The following is a 12,951-nucleotide window of genomic DNA, read 5'->3' as shown; positions in this document are numbered from 1 at the left end:
ATACTGCCCGCTGTGGACCAGCGCATAGGATCGAGCAGCAAGCCCCTGGAGGGCGCCGGATTCGACCCGGCCTTCATCCCCGGACTCACCGCGCCCGTTCCGGCGGAGCCCGCGAAGGAGCCTGAGGACGCCGTGCCCGAGGAGGGTGAGGCGGTCGAAGCGGCCGACGACCGGCAGGAAGCGGAACCGGAGACCGGGGAAGCGCAGACCGAGGAAGAGGCGCCCGTCGACGGCCCCGTCTTCGAGGCGGCCGACCGGCGCGCCTCGATCGTCGCCGACCACAAGGGCGTCCGCCTCGCCCTCGACGACCAGAACTGCGAGTTCCGGTGGGACGAGATCGGTGCCGTCGAGACGGAGACGACCCGCTTCGGCAAGCTGTTCACCGTCACCGTCCACACGCCCGACCGCCGCTGGTACCCGATAGAGATCGAGGCGAAGTCCCGCTCCGTCTTCCCCGAGTGGGAGAAGGAGCTGGACGCCGTCCTCGACGCGTACTTCGAGGACGGCGCGGAAGCGGTGGAGTCAGCGGAACCGGCCGAGACCGAAGAAGAGGCTTAGCAGTACTGCGCCTGCTTCCCGATCGACCGGTACATGCAGTCCGAGTTCTCCAGGAACTGCAGCACCGCGTCGCGGTTGCGTGACGTCTCCCGCTCGATCACCTCGTCGGGCGGGTAGAAACCGCCGCCGCCGGCCGACGACGGGTACATCTCGAAGGTGTACCCGAAGATCTTGTGCGCCCCCCAGAGGTAGTCGTCGATCGACCCGTCGGTGATGTAGAGGTCGCTGGACTGCTCGGGCGTGTACCCGTTGCTGGCCGCCATCTTCTGTCCGACGGCCTTGAAGGCGGCGTTGTCGTCGGCCGTCATGCCGGTCGTGGTGTCGGCGTTCGTGTAGCCGAACGGCCACAGCACCAGCTCGCTGTACGTGTGGAAGTCGATCGCGGCCTTGATCTGCTGGGTGCCGCCCACGACCCGGCCGCGCACGAAGTCGGCGACGACCTTCACCTCGGGCGCCGACTCGGCCGCCGGACCCCGGTAGGTCTCCGAGGACGTCGACCCGGAGGAGCCGCCGCAGCAGCCCCAGCGGTAGTTCCAGTTCCGGTTCAGGTCCGTACCGACGTACGAGGAACCGGAGTTGGGCTGTCGGTTCTTGCGCCACGAACGGTAGGAGCCGGTCGCGATGTCGTACTCGCCGCCGTCCGGGTTGAGGTCCGGGACGATCCAGATCTCGCGCCCGTTGACCATGTTCGTGACCCGGGAGTCGCTGCCGTACCCGGCGCCGAGTTCGCGGATCAGGTACAGCGCCATCTCGACGGTCAGGTGCTCGCGGGCGTGCTGGTGGTGCGTGAACAGCACCTCGGGCTCGGCCTCGTCGGTGGCGACGTTGTCGCTGATCTTCACGGCGTAGATGTCACGGCCCGCGTACGACTTCCCGATCACGCGCTTGCTCATGATGTTCGGGTACGCCGCGAGCCGCTGGTCGATCTCCGCGTTCATCTCGGCGTAGTTGTGGTAGCGGGAGTCCGCCGTCGGGAAGTCGAACAGCCGCACCTCGTTCGCCGCGAGCCGGTCCGGCGCGGCGCCGAGCGGGGCCACCTCGTAGCCGGCCGCCCTGAGCTGCTTGATCTGGTCGGCGCGGCCCGAGACGACGACCGTCTCGGAGTCGACCTCGTCGATGCTGACGCCGGCCCGCATGATCGCGGTGCGGACGGGCGAGGTGTTGTTGTGCACGTGGATCTCGTACTGGCGGATGTCGTCCGCCGCGGGCGCGGCCTTGCTCGCGCTGTCGGCCGTCGCGTTCGTCACCGACGCCGAGACCGGGGCGGCCAGGGCGAGGGCGAGGAGGGCGGCGAGGGCTGCGGTGCGTCTGCCGCCGGGGGAGCGTGAGCCGCGGATACGAAGGCGCATGAGGTCTCCTTGAGTCTCCAGGTCCGTCCGGATTGTCCGGAGGGGTGGGGGTGGAGCGGGGGAGCTTTGCTGTGTACGGGCTGTGCGGCGTGTCGCTCATGGTCGGGGGTGTGGCATGTGCAGGTCAATAGCGCATGGGGGTGGACGGGGGTCAGGGGGGCGGCGGTGCTCGGTGGGCGGCGCTTGGTGGGGGCGGCGGTCGGGGGCGGTGCTCAGTGGGACGGCGTTCAGGGCGGGCGGCGTTCAGGGGGCGCGGGGCGTGGAGTGCGGGGCGGCGTGGGGGCGTGAGCGGCCGGTCGGCGTACGCCCTCTTGTCACACCCGCAACTTTGCGCATCCTTGACCTCTATGGCGGACATCACGGACCACCCCACGACCGAGGCCACCGACCCCCCGCCCCGCAAGGCGAGTTGGCGCCACATCGGACCCGGCGTCGTCGTCGCCGCGACCGGTGTCGGCGCCGGTGACCTGGTCGCCACGCTGATCGCGGGCAGCAACTTCGGCTACACCCTGCTCTGGGCGGCCGTCGTCGGCTGCCTCGTCAAGATCTCCCTCGCCGAGGCCGCCGGACGCTGGCACCTCGCCACCGGGCGCACCCTCTTCGACGGCTGGGCGAGCCTCGGGCGCTGGACCCTCTGGTTCTTCGGCGTGTACGCCGTGATCTGGGGGTTCGTCTACGGGGCCGCCGCCATGTCGTCCAGCGCGCTGCCGTTGCAGGCGCTGTTCCCGGACGTCATGGACCTCAAGTGGTGGGCCGTCGCCTGCGGGCTCGCCGGACTCGTCTTCGTCTGGTTCAACAAGTACGCCGTTTTCGAGAAGGTCATGACGCTGCTGGTCGGCGTGATGTTCGTCGTCACCGTCTACCTGGCGATCCGGGTCACCCCCAACCTCCCCGACGCCCTCGCCGGGCTCCTCCCCGTCCTCCCCGACGAGAAGGACTCCGTCCTCAACACCCTCGGGCTGATCGGCGGGGTAGGGGGCACCATCACCCTCGCGGCCTACGGGTACTGGGTCAACGCGAAGGGCTGGACCGACACCGGCTGGATGAAGGTCATGCGCCTCGACAACCGCGTCGCCTACGCCACCACCGGCGTCTTCGTCGTCGCGATGCTCTTCGTCGGCGCCGAACTCCTGCACTCCGCGAACGTCGCCATCGCGAGCGGCGACAAGGGGCTCATCCAGCTCGGGGACATCCTCGAAGCCGAGTACGGCACCGCCACCGCCAAGTTCTTCCTCATCGGCTTCTTCGCGACCTCCTACACCTCCCTGATCGGCGTCTGGCACGGCGTCAGCCTCATGTTCGCGGACTTCGTGACCCGGCTGAGAGCGGACGGCGGCGCAGGCGGGGTCGGCGCGGGCGGGGTCGGCGCGAGCGGTGGCGAGGCCATCGCCTCCGGCGTCCGCGAACGCTCCTGGCCCTTCCGCGCCTACCTCCTCTGGCTGACGTTCCCCCCGATCGTCCTCCTCTTCCAGGGCCAGCCCTTCCGCCTGATCATCCTCTACGGAGTCCTGGGCGCCGCCTTCCTCCCCTTCCTCGCCATGACCCTGATCTGGCTCCTCAACTCCCCCCGCATCCCGGCCCCTTGGCGCAACGGATGGCTCAGCAACGGCATGCTGGGAGTGGCGGGAGTGCTGTTCGTGGTGCTGTGCGCGAAGCAGGTGTGGGACCAGCCGTGGTCGGATTTCTTCTGATTCCCTGAAACATTTTCCCCGGGCCACCGCATCGACATCCACAGAAGGCGGTTTCGCGGCAGGGGGAGTGCATGAGGCAGACGCGGGCGGACGGGTACGCGGAGTTCGCCGCGGTGCGGGCCGGGCAGCTGTACCGGTCGGCGTGTCTGATGACGGCGGGGGACACGCACCTCGCGGAGGACCTGGTGCAGGAGGCGCTGGGGCGGATCTACGTGCGGTGGGGGCGGGTCTCCCGGGCCGACAACCCCGCCGCGTACGCGCAGACCGTGCTCACCCGGGTGTTCCTCGCGCATCGGCGCCGCCGCAGCAGCCGTGAGCGGGCCACCGACGCGTTCCCCGACCTGCCGGCCGTCGAGGAGGCGGACGCCCCGCTGCGGCTGACGCTGCTCCAGGCGCTCGCCCGGCTCTCCCCGACGGACCGGGCCGTCGTAGTCCTCAGGTACTGGGAGGACCGGTCCGTCGAGGAGACCGCGCAGACGATGCAGACGACGTCCGCCGCGGTCCGTACCCGTAGTACCCGAGCGCTACGCCAGCTCCGGGAACTCCTCGGCGAGGGCATCGGCGAGTACGCCCGCCCCTGACGACACCCCTAGGCCGCCCCCCTCCGCCCCTCCCGACCAGAAACGGTGGTTCACCATGCCCGAGCACACCCCCTTCGAGCAGGACCTCACCGCGGCCCTCCACCGCACCGGCGACTCCTTCCCCGCCGCCCGCACGGAACTCGTCGAGGGCGGCGCACGGCGCGGCCGGGCCCGGCGGCTGAGGCGACGGCTCGCGGTGATCGGCGGCGGCGTGGCCGGCGTCGCGGTGATCGGCGTCGGCGGGACGCTGCTGCACGCCGGCGAACCGGCCCGCGACGTCGGCACCGGGACGACGTCGACGACCGCGCCGCCGTCACCGTCCGCCGTCGAACGGCAGGACCTCACCAGCGTCCTGAACAAGCTGCTCCCGAAAGGGAAGTTCACCCCGACGACGAGCCAGGGCAGCGACATGAACGTGACCGGCGTCTTCGACGACGGCAGGGGCAGGGCCGCGATCAGCGTCTCCCTGGGCCGCACCACCACGCGCGGCGGCGGCTGCCCGGACCGGGCCCTGAACCCCTACGACCACTGCTCCACGGAAACCCTCCCCGACGGTTCCAAGGTCACCGTCTTCCAGGGCCACGAGTACCCGGACCGCCGCGAGCAGACCAAGCTCTGGTACGCCGACCTGACCACCCCGGCCGGCGGCTCCGTGAGCGTGATGGAGTGGAACGCGCCGGCCGAGAAGGGCGAGAAGACCACCCGCCCCACCCCCCCGCTCTCCGCCGACCAGCTGACGAAGCTGGTGACGGCGCCCGAGCTGCGGGAGATGGTCGACGCCGTCCCGGTCCCCACGATGTCCCACGCCGCGCCGCCCGCGAGCACCGTCAACGTCGGCAGGACCCTCACGAGCCTCCTCCCCAAGCACCTCAAGGTCGTCTCCAAGGGCCCTGCCGACGATGGCGAGTTCGCGTATGTCGTCGTCGACGACGGCAAGGGCGAGAGCTACGTCCAGATCAACGTCCAGCCGGACATGAGCGACGTGAAGGGCGACCTCTTCGACGCCAAGTCCGAGACCCTGCCCGACGGAACACTCGTCGCCCTGCGCAAGGGCCCCGGCGAGAAGGGCGGTTCGGGCGTCGTGATGTGGACGGTCGACACGATGCGCACGGACGGCTTCCGTGTCGTCGTCAGCGCCTTCAACGCGGCAAGCCAGCAGACCCCGGCCACGCGCACCGCCCCGGCGCTCGGCATGAAGGACCTGCGGGCGATCGCCCTCAGCCCGAAGTGGCTTCAGGCGTCCGGGAGTTGAGCGGCGCGGCGATCTCCTCCACCGCACCCCGCCCGGACGCCGGCCCAGGAGAGGTGCTTGCGGAACTCGGCCTTCTATCGGCCGGTCGGCCAGGTGATGGTCTGCGCATCCGGCGTGACGGCGATCGCGAAGTGTTCCACAGTGGGAGCGTCGTCCGCGCGCCAGCGGAGAACGTGGTCCTCGACGGCGTCCCACAGCCGGTTGGCCCCGCCCTGGCGGACCGTCCAGTGTGGGCCGTCCTGGGTGAGGGCGGCCCAGTCGCCCGCCGCCACGTCGAGAACGACGTGTTCGGTCCGACCGTCGCGGGTGAGGCGGACGTGCTGGGCGCGCGGGGCCGCGAGCTGGGCGACGAACCTGGCGTCCCAGTCGTCCAGGACGTCCGGCCCGAGCCGGGCCACGCGTTCGTCCCCCGTGTCCATGTCGGGCAACATGCCGAGTGGTGGCGGCAGTTGGGGGCGGGCGAGCATGAAGCTGATCCGGCCGCCCAGGAAACGACCCCGGGCCACTCCGTCGCCCTCGACGGTGAGCCGGGCCAGCTCGGAGGAGTACAGCCAGCCGCACAGGGTGGCCAGGACGGTTCCGCCCGGCCTCGTCTGCCCGATCCAGGCCCGCGGCAGTTCGAGCACACCGCAGGTGGCGATCAGCCGGTCGTACGGGGCACCGTCCTCGTGTCCCGCCAGGCCGTCACCCACGACCAGTTCGGGAAAGCGGCCGCAGGTCCCCAGCGCGGCCGCGGCCCGGCGGGAGACGTCCGGGTCGACCTCCACCGAGGTCACGCGTTCGTCGCCCAGTCGGTGGCAGAGAAGACCCGTGGACCAGCCGGTGCCGGTACCGATCTCCAGCACCTGGTCACCGTCCTCGACCTCCAGTTCCTCCAGCATCCGCACCACGAGACTCGGCATGGTGCTCGACGAGGTGGGGGCCCGCAGAATCTCGCCCCGGATGTCACCGGGGACGATCGTGCCCGCGATCTGGGTGACCAGCGATTCATCCGTGTAACACCGCCCGAGCCAGCCGTCCGCGTCGGCGGACACCGGCCGCCAGGCGGTCGGAGCGGAGCCCGGCACGGGCTCGAAGAAACCTTCGCGCAGGAACTCGTGCCGGGGGACCGCCTCTACGGCCGCACGCCATGGCTCGGTGCGCAGGGAGCCGCTTTCGGTGAGGTGGCGGACCAACTGTCCGCGCAGGGCGGCGGCGGTCGTCTCAGGCGGCGGATCGAGGAGAGTCATGAACGGGCCTTCCTTTCCAGCAGATCCGCCATGGCCGACAGCATCGGCAGACCGGTCTCCGGCTCCAGCCAGTACCACTGGCCCGAGGGGTTGCACTCCAGGAACCACCATTGCCCCTGCCGGTCGACGGCGAAGTCGAATGCGCCGAAGACCAGCCCGAAACGGGACAGGTAGGCGTACAGGGCCTCACTGATGCCTGGCGGGGCCGGGACGGCGGAGTAGCGCAGGCGGCTGTAGTCGGTCCGCCAGTCGAGCAGGCCGGAATCGATCCGTACGGCGAACACATGGTCCCCGATGACGGTGACCCGCACGTCCGCGATCTTCTCGATCCGTTGCTGGAACAGGTGAGCGGTGCCGGACACCGCCTCGTCGATGTCGTCGGAGGCCACCTCGGCGACCTCGACGGTGCACGAGACACCGTCGATGCGATACAGCGGAGTGGACAGCGGCTTGTAGATCGCGGGGGCGTATCGCTCGACGAAGGACCTCGCGGCTTTCGGGTCGGAGGTGATCAGAGTGGGAGGCAGACGGAAGCCTGCCTCGACCGCGGCTGCCAGGCCCGCCGGTTTGAACTCCGCGTCCCCGATGCGGTGCGGGTGGTTGACGTACAGACAACCGGGCAACGAGGCGAGCACGCCACCGAGCCCGTAACGAGCCTGGGTGACGGCGAACCGGGCGTTCTGTTCGTCCAGGTGAGGGAAGACGAAGCCGGAGGGCCTGCGGTAGTACAGGGACCGGACCTGGGACAGGTCTGCGACCCGTGACGGTGTGGACAGCGTGCCTTCCACGCCGTACGGCGTGATGGTGGCCGCGAGCGACAGGGCGTGCGGGAAGTCTCCCGAGTCGAACCGCACGACCGGGACGCCCCGGCCGTGCAGCTCGCCGATCACTACGTCGGCCGTGGGGTCGTCCAGGTTGGTGACGACCAGCACCGGGCCGAGGTCGCTCACTGGTCGGTGTCGTTCCCGGTGTCCTGGTCGCCCCCGCCACTGCCACCGGGTCCGGCGCCGTCGGAGGGGTTTCCGGTGTTGGTGGCCGGGTTCGTGCCGGAACTGGTGCCGTGCTTTCCCATGTCCAGGACACGTCCTTCGGCGTCCGAGTAGCGGACGGTCTGCGTCTCGTGATCGAGCTCGGCGTACGTGTACCCCGGTGCGGACGCGGGATAGGGAGTCATGCGCCGGACACCCCAGGGAACGGGAGTGAACGCTCCGGACGGCAGCGGCGTCCCGGTCGGGAGCCGGTCGGAGTGGACGAACATCAGCTGTTCCTTTCTCTCGTCGGGTTCTGTTCGCCCTCCAGCCGGGCGAGGTCGATCCGCTCGATCTCGTGCAACGAGACGACCTCCCGCGCCGCGACGAGCCAGCGAAGGAGCCTGTCCTTGTCGTACGGGACCTGGCACAGATCGCGACTCACCGGCTCAAGGCTGTCGGGGTGATACAAGGTGCCGGCCGCACCCCAGGCCGGGGCCCATCCCACGAGCGCGGCCGTCCATCCCTTGCGCAGGTGAGGGCAGTGCCGGAGGGACTGGAGCGCGCAGGACTCGTGTACGGGCGGTACGGCGGTCGTCTCACCCTCCGAGAAGAGCCGGGTCCCGGTGCTCCTGGCGAGGAACAGATGGCGTTCGTCCTCGCGACTGCCGACAGTCGGGCCGCCGCACACCTGGCACAGCAGGTGCGTCATCGCCTGCCGCTGACGCAACGGATGCAGCCCCGCGAAGTCCGGCCGCCCGCGCCCCGGTGTGGCCGCCATGCGCACCCACAGCATGCCGTCCCGCCGGTCGGAGTGCTCCTCGTCGGTGAAGCCGAGCCGTTCCCGTCCACGCTCGTCGCTCTGCCTGGTGACGTGGGCCGAACGGCCCCGTTCCCCACTCCAAGGTGCGATCCACGGGACAGGCAGGGCGTTCCAGAGCCGCGCCCGCATGCCCCCGCCGTTCACCGTCCCGTCCGCGCGTCCGTGAGCGTGCCGACGTGGGTGTGCAGCGCCAGCACCGAACGCGCCAGCTGACCGACCCGCTCCACCTCGGCGACCAGACCGCGTTGGACGGGGACATTCATGCGCCGCCGTGCCGTGGCGACCCCCGCGAGCGCGGTCATCGCCTGCGGGTCGTCAAGGCCACGCTCACCGGCCAGCTTCTCCACGCACGGGATCTGCCGGGACAGACAGGCGCTGAACTCGCGCGCGAGGCCCTGCACCGTCTGGTGGCGAGGCAGCGTCTCCTGCGCGAGGAACCATTGGGCCTCGGCACACACCGTCACGACACCCGTGACGGCCTCCTCCTCGACGGGCGTCGCCTCCGGCGCCCTGGCTGGTACGAAGGTGGTGCCCCGGTCACTGGTGACCGTGCCGTGGCGGTTCACGGTGTAGACCTGGATCGTCATTCCGGAGCCTCGTGGGAGTTCTTCGGACGGGGCGGTACCGTCCGTCATGTCGGCGCTCCTTCAAAGCGTCGGCCGCGCCCCGGGGCCGCCGCGAACGGTTGCCGGGGTTTGTCGCGCGGCCTGGTGGGTGGGGAATCAGGCGGTGACCACGAAGGCCCGGTGTGCGGCGAGCCACGTGTCGAGGAGGGACCGCTCGGACTCGCACTTCCCGCACAGGCGACGCATCGGGGTGACGATGCCCTGAGCCTGCCCGGACTCGACGAGTTCCTTGAGCCGCGTCCACCGCGGGCGCTCGTCGAGAGCGCTGTCCGGGTGCGTTCGGTCGATCAGCTCGCCCACGACGACCCAGTCCCGAGCAGTCGCGTAGACCCGCAACTCGGTGAGCACACCTGCCTCGCCGTCGGGACGGCAGGCGTACAGCACGACTCGGACTCGCTCGACACGGCCGCTCGCGGCGTCCGCGAGATCCCTGCGGCGACTGAAGTCCGTACACGTCCTCTGCATGAGGTAACGGTCTCGCTACTGCCCGCAGTTATGAAGAAACGCCCCGTACGACTTCGCGGATGAACGGACGGCGAAGTCGTACGGGGTGCATGCCCTTGAGCTGCTGAGTGAGATCAACTCGTACGTCTGGCAGGGGTGGTGCTGATCTTTCGTTCAGAACTCGTACGTCACGTACGAGTTACCGCACTGTCCGAGAAGTCGCGGGCAGGAACGACGCGGTGCCAGGCGCCACCCCGATCAGTTCGGAGACGCGCCGCAATCGGGCGGTGGACGCCTTCCCCACCTTCTGCACGATCACGCTCGGCAGCGCCTGATGGCGTGCCCATTCCGGCGCGTCGAGCAGCGCTTCCTCCAGGGTGTCCAGCGACGCGTCGTACATCTTCGCGTCCGCCTGTGCCATCGCCTTGTCCATCTTGAAGCGGTGGCGTGCGGCTTCGGTCAGCGACTCCAGGTCGGTGTCGCCGACACCCTTGACCAGCTCCAGGGCCTTGCCGATCTCCCCGAGTGACGTCTTGATGCCGATCGCCTGTGTCGTGGCCGTCACCGGTCCGAACAGAGTGCCGTGAGCCCGCGCTTCGCGGCCCATACGTGCTCCGGTCGCGTGCGACTGGGACAGGTAGTCGGCCGCCCGGTCCTTGTCGCCCATGCGGGAGGCGACCACGGCGGCGAAGTTGATGTGGCTGCCGTACACGGTCAGTTGCTCCCGCGTCGCCGTGGAGAACCGCGGCTCGATGTCCGTCGCGGACCTCTCCGCCAGCCGCACCGCCTCCGCCAGCCGGGCGTCCCGCAGGTACACCCACGCCCTGCCGGAGGCGACGAGGGCCTGCCGAAGGTCGTCGGCGCTGCGCCGCGCCGCTTCCTGGGAATGCCCGATCGCCGCGTACGCCAGGTCCCGTGCGCCCATCAGGTTCGCCACGTACGCGGCGATCCGGTAGGCGTCCGACAGGACACCCCACGCTTCGGCCTGCTCCCCGTCCGGCTGTTGCCGCAGTCGTGCGTCCGCCTCGACGACGAACGGCCCCGCCAGGCTTCCGACCTGTGTGTAACTGCCCTTCCAGTACAGCTCCCAGCAGCGCTGCGCGGTCTCCTTGAGTTCGTCGAGGGGGGCTGGTTCGAGGTCGTCGAGGACGATGCCCGCCCACGTGTCGTGAACGGCCCGGGACAGGGCGCGCATCATGGCGCGGTCGTCCTGCGCCATGGCGCGGCGAGGTTCCTGCTGGCCGAGGATCACGCTGGTGTCGACGCCGAGCGCCGCCGCGATCCTCATGAGGGTCGGAAGAGTGAGTCGCTTGTCCTGCTCCGCTGTCTGGATGGTGGGCAGGGACAGCCCTGTCATCTCGGCAAGATCCGACTGCCGGACGTCCCGACCGCGCAGGATCTTGATTCGCTCGCCGGTCGAGTAGTCGCTCCATCGGGGCATACCAGTCTCCGTTCCTAGCGTCCACTAGGACGGTACCCCTGGTGCGGGACCCTGAGGCGGCGAGAAGAGTCCGGCCGCGGCTTCCCGCAACGCCGCCCCGCAGAACCCCTCAAGGTGTCAACCATTCCGCTTGTGGATGAGGTGTGGAGGCAACTTGGCCGGTTTTGGCCTGACTTGACCGGTGGATGGTTGGAGAAGAGTTCGTTACCGGCTCACGAAAGCTGTTCTCCCGGTGGTGAGGCGTGGATACAGTGCTGAGGTAGTCACGCAGTGAAGTCGTTCCGGTGCACCGGGGTAAGGGCGCGGTGGACCGGATCGCGGGAATCGGGGAGCGCGCGTGCCAACTGCCATCGCGGTGACCGGCGCAGGGCTTGCGCTGCCGGCGCAGGACGAGCGGACGGTGCCGCCCGTCGTGCTGGAGGGTATCGAGAGCCGGCCGCTGGACGAGGCGGTGGCCGCCGTGCAGCAGCTCGTCGAGGGGTACGGGCACCTCGTCGTCGTGTGCGCCAAGGCCGCCCCCGCGGCCGTCGTCCAACGGCTGTACACCGTCCGCGCGTTGCTGGAGAGCGACCGCATCGCCCTCTTCCAGCCCGACCTCCCCCCGCTGGGACTCGCCGTACTGGCCCGCCAGTTGAGGCAGCTCGCCTCCTGCGACCTGGGCCCCGGCGTCGTCGCGTCGGCCGGCCGGCTCCTCACGCACTACATCCACGCCGGCGCCCTGCTCGGCACGGTCGCCCGCCTCGACCACGTCCCCGTGACCCTGACCTCGCACGCCCGCTCCTGGGTCCCCGGCAGCCAGTTCGCCGTACTGGCCCACCCGCAGCCCCAGTTGGTGAAGGCGGGCCCCGGAGTCACCGTCCCGGGACCGGAGTTCGGGACGTGGCTGCTGCTCGCGAAGGGCCAGCTCCCGGCGGAGTGGGTGACCGAGACCCTGGCCCCGGCCTGGCGCACCCAGGGCCTGCGCGAGACCCCGCTGCCCGCCGAGTCCGCGCGGTGGTGGGGCACGAACAAGGTCGTCGAGTTCTGCGCCTACCTCCCCGACCTGTCGGTCCTGTACCAACTCGTCACCTCCGTACGCCAGTCGGTGTGCCACTGGTGCGGTATCGACGTCATCGGCGACCGCTGCGTCTTCTGCTCGGCCACCCCGCCCCCCGTCCCCGAACCGCCCCGCGCGCTCACCCCGGGCGGCCCCCGCCACGCACTCCCGGCCGGCTAGCCGAGCCCCACCACTTACCCCGTCCGCTCGCCCCGACCCCCAACGAGGTTGCACGGCTCATGAACTCCCGTCAGCGCCGCGGCGTGATCCTTCTGCTCCTGTCGGTCCTGTGCGCCCTCGGCGCGTTCGCCGGGGTGCTGTCCGTCATCGACGACGTGAACTCCAAGGTCGGCCCCGAGGTCGCCGCCTACCAGGTGAAGAGCGACGTGCCGCCCTACACCGCCCTGAACACCGGCCAGTTCGAGAAGATCTCGATGCCGAAGCGGTGGCTCTCCGACAACGCCGTCACCGACCTCGCCGCGATCCGCGGCAAGATCGCCGTCACCACCCTGCGCGCCGGCTCCCTCCTGCAGCGGGACATGGTCGTCGACCAGCCCGCCCTGCGCCCCGGCGAACAGGAGGTCGCCATCATGATCGACGCGGCCACCGGCGTCGCCGGCAAGATCACCGCCGGCTCCTCGGTCAACGTCTACGCCACCTTCGAGGGCGCCCGCGACACCGACCCGGACGTCTCGAAGATCATCGTCACCAACGCGCGCGTCCTGAACGTCGGCAAGATCGAGGCCCTGGAACCCGACCGCGACTCCCGCGCCAGCGGCCCCACCCAGGCCGCCCCGATCACCTTCGCCCTCTCCACGCTGGACGCCCAACGCATCACCTACGCCGAGTCGTTCGCGAAGCGGGTCCGCCTCGCGCTGGTCGCCCCCGGCACCGACACCACGGTCCCGGAGAAGGACCGCACCTACCAGCTCGCCACGGACAAGTGAGAGGAC

The 12,951-nt window shown here is 70.2% G+C and carries 14 protein-coding genes; 6 read left to right on the top strand and 8 right to left on the bottom strand.

The features are described from left to right. The first annotated feature begins 12 nt into the window (after window positions 1-12). Window positions 13-558 carry a hypothetical protein gene (locus IAG44_RS14330; RefSeq protein WP_187747513.1) on the top strand — a complete coding sequence of 182 codons (546 nt, stop codon included), beginning with the start codon at window positions 13-15 and terminating at the stop codon, window positions 556-558. Here the strand turns inward: IAG44_RS14330 and IAG44_RS14325 are convergent. Next, a complete protein-coding gene (locus tag IAG44_RS14325; RefSeq protein WP_187747512.1) occupies window positions 555-1,907 on the bottom strand; it encodes a M14 family metallopeptidase in 1,353 nt (450 codons plus the stop codon). The genes IAG44_RS14330 and IAG44_RS14325 overlap by 4 nt on opposite strands. 347 nt (window positions 1,908-2,254) lie before the next feature. On the opposite strand from IAG44_RS14325, the gene IAG44_RS14320 reads away from it, so the two are divergent. The 3 genes from IAG44_RS14320 to IAG44_RS14310 all read left to right on the top strand — a co-directional run bounded on the left by IAG44_RS14320 (window position 2,255) and on the right by IAG44_RS14310 (window position 5,431). Continuing rightward, window positions 2,255-3,598 (top strand): Nramp family divalent metal transporter, encoded by a 1,344-nt coding sequence (locus tag IAG44_RS14320; protein ID WP_187747511.1) that lies wholly within the window; start codon window positions 2,255-2,257, stop codon window positions 3,596-3,598. A gap of 71 nt (window positions 3,599-3,669) precedes the next feature. After that, on the top strand, window positions 3,670-4,179 hold the full coding sequence (locus IAG44_RS14315) for a SigE family RNA polymerase sigma factor (protein ID WP_187747510.1): 510 nt from the start codon (window positions 3,670-3,672) through the stop codon (window positions 4,177-4,179). A gap of 55 nt (window positions 4,180-4,234) precedes the next feature. Next, entirely contained in the window at window positions 4,235-5,431 is a 1,197-nt protein-coding gene (locus IAG44_RS14310) for a hypothetical protein (protein WP_187747509.1), read from the top strand. Between the two features lie 74 nt (window positions 5,432-5,505). On the opposite strand, the gene tgmC is transcribed toward IAG44_RS14310, so the two are convergent. From tgmC to IAG44_RS14275, 7 genes are all read right to left on the bottom strand, one after another. Beyond that, window positions 5,506-6,660, bottom strand: coding sequence for an ATP-grasp peptide maturase system methyltransferase (gene tgmC, locus IAG44_RS14305; protein ID WP_187747508.1), 1,155 nt, complete (start codon window positions 6,658-6,660; stop codon window positions 5,506-5,508). Beyond that, complete coding sequence (gene tgmB, locus IAG44_RS14300; RefSeq protein ID WP_187747507.1) at window positions 6,657-7,610, bottom strand: ATP-grasp ribosomal peptide maturase; 954 nt, start codon at window positions 7,608-7,610, stop codon at window positions 6,657-6,659. Before tgmB ends, tgmC begins: the two co-directional genes overlap by 4 nt. Further along, window positions 7,607-7,918, bottom strand: coding sequence for a putative ATP-grasp-modified RiPP (gene tgmA / locus IAG44_RS14295; protein ID WP_187747506.1), 312 nt, complete (start codon window positions 7,916-7,918; stop codon window positions 7,607-7,609). Before tgmA ends, tgmB begins: the two co-directional genes overlap by 4 nt. Further along, window positions 7,918-8,580: a hypothetical protein gene (locus IAG44_RS14290; RefSeq protein WP_187747505.1), complete on the bottom strand. Its 663-nt coding sequence runs from the start codon at window positions 8,578-8,580 to the stop codon at window positions 7,918-7,920. Before IAG44_RS14290 ends, tgmA begins: the two co-directional genes overlap by 1 nt. 11 nt (window positions 8,581-8,591) lie before the next feature. Further along, entirely contained in the window at window positions 8,592-9,086 is a 495-nt protein-coding gene (locus IAG44_RS14285) for a DUF6415 family natural product biosynthesis protein (protein WP_187747504.1), read from the bottom strand. Window positions 9,087-9,173: 87 nt separating this feature from the next. After that, window positions 9,174-9,542, bottom strand: coding sequence for a hypothetical protein (locus tag IAG44_RS14280; protein ID WP_187747503.1), 369 nt, complete (start codon window positions 9,540-9,542; stop codon window positions 9,174-9,176). 178 nt (window positions 9,543-9,720) lie between these two features. Beyond that, window positions 9,721-10,962 (bottom strand): helix-turn-helix domain-containing protein, encoded by a 1,242-nt coding sequence (locus tag IAG44_RS14275; RefSeq protein ID WP_187747502.1) that lies wholly within the window; start codon window positions 10,960-10,962, stop codon window positions 9,721-9,723. A gap of 337 nt (window positions 10,963-11,299) precedes the next feature. Between IAG44_RS14275 and IAG44_RS14270 the strand changes: the two genes are divergently transcribed. Further along, window positions 11,300-12,178, top strand: coding sequence for a hypothetical protein (locus IAG44_RS14270; protein ID WP_246561700.1), 879 nt, complete (start codon window positions 11,300-11,302; stop codon window positions 12,176-12,178). 59 nt (window positions 12,179-12,237) lie between these two features. Continuing rightward, entirely contained in the window at window positions 12,238-12,945 is a 708-nt protein-coding gene (cpaB, locus tag IAG44_RS14265; protein ID WP_187747501.1) for a Flp pilus assembly protein CpaB, read from the top strand. The last annotated feature ends 6 nt before the right edge of the window (window positions 12,946-12,951 follow it).

It is taken from the genome of Streptomyces roseirectus (assembly GCF_014489635.1).
GTDB lineage: Bacteria > Actinomycetota > Actinomycetes > Streptomycetales > Streptomycetaceae > Streptomyces > Streptomyces roseirectus.
This window is presented reverse-complemented; position numbering and strand designations above follow the sequence as displayed.

Coding starts and splice junctions, on each gene's coding strand:
- IAG44_RS14310 (WP_187747509.1), top strand. CDS start 4,235: ATGCCCGAGCACACCCCCTTCGAGCAGGACCTCACCGCGGCCCTCCAC.
- cpaB (WP_187747501.1), top strand. CDS start 12,238: ATGAACTCCCGTCAGCGCCGCGGCGTGATCCTTCTGCTCCTGTCGGTC.
- IAG44_RS14280 (WP_187747503.1), bottom strand. CDS start 9,542: ATGCAGAGGACGTGTACGGACTTCAGTCGCCGCAGGGATCTCGCGGAC.
- IAG44_RS14325 (WP_187747512.1), bottom strand. CDS start 1,907: ATGCGCCTTCGTATCCGCGGCTCACGCTCCCCCGGCGGCAGACGCACC.
- IAG44_RS14275 (WP_187747502.1), bottom strand. CDS start 10,962: ATGCCCCGATGGAGCGACTACTCGACCGGCGAGCGAATCAAGATCCTG.
- IAG44_RS14285 (WP_187747504.1), bottom strand. CDS start 9,086: ATGACGGACGGTACCGCCCCGTCCGAAGAACTCCCACGAGGCTCCGGA.
- IAG44_RS14315 (WP_187747510.1), top strand. CDS start 3,670: ATGAGGCAGACGCGGGCGGACGGGTACGCGGAGTTCGCCGCGGTGCGG.
- IAG44_RS14290 (WP_187747505.1), bottom strand. CDS start 8,580: ATGCGGGCGCGGCTCTGGAACGCCCTGCCTGTCCCGTGGATCGCACCT.
- tgmA (WP_187747506.1), bottom strand. CDS start 7,918: ATGTTCGTCCACTCCGACCGGCTCCCGACCGGGACGCCGCTGCCGTCC.
- tgmC (WP_187747508.1), bottom strand. CDS start 6,660: ATGACTCTCCTCGATCCGCCGCCTGAGACGACCGCCGCCGCCCTGCGC.
- IAG44_RS14320 (WP_187747511.1), top strand. CDS start 2,255: ATGGCGGACATCACGGACCACCCCACGACCGAGGCCACCGACCCCCCG.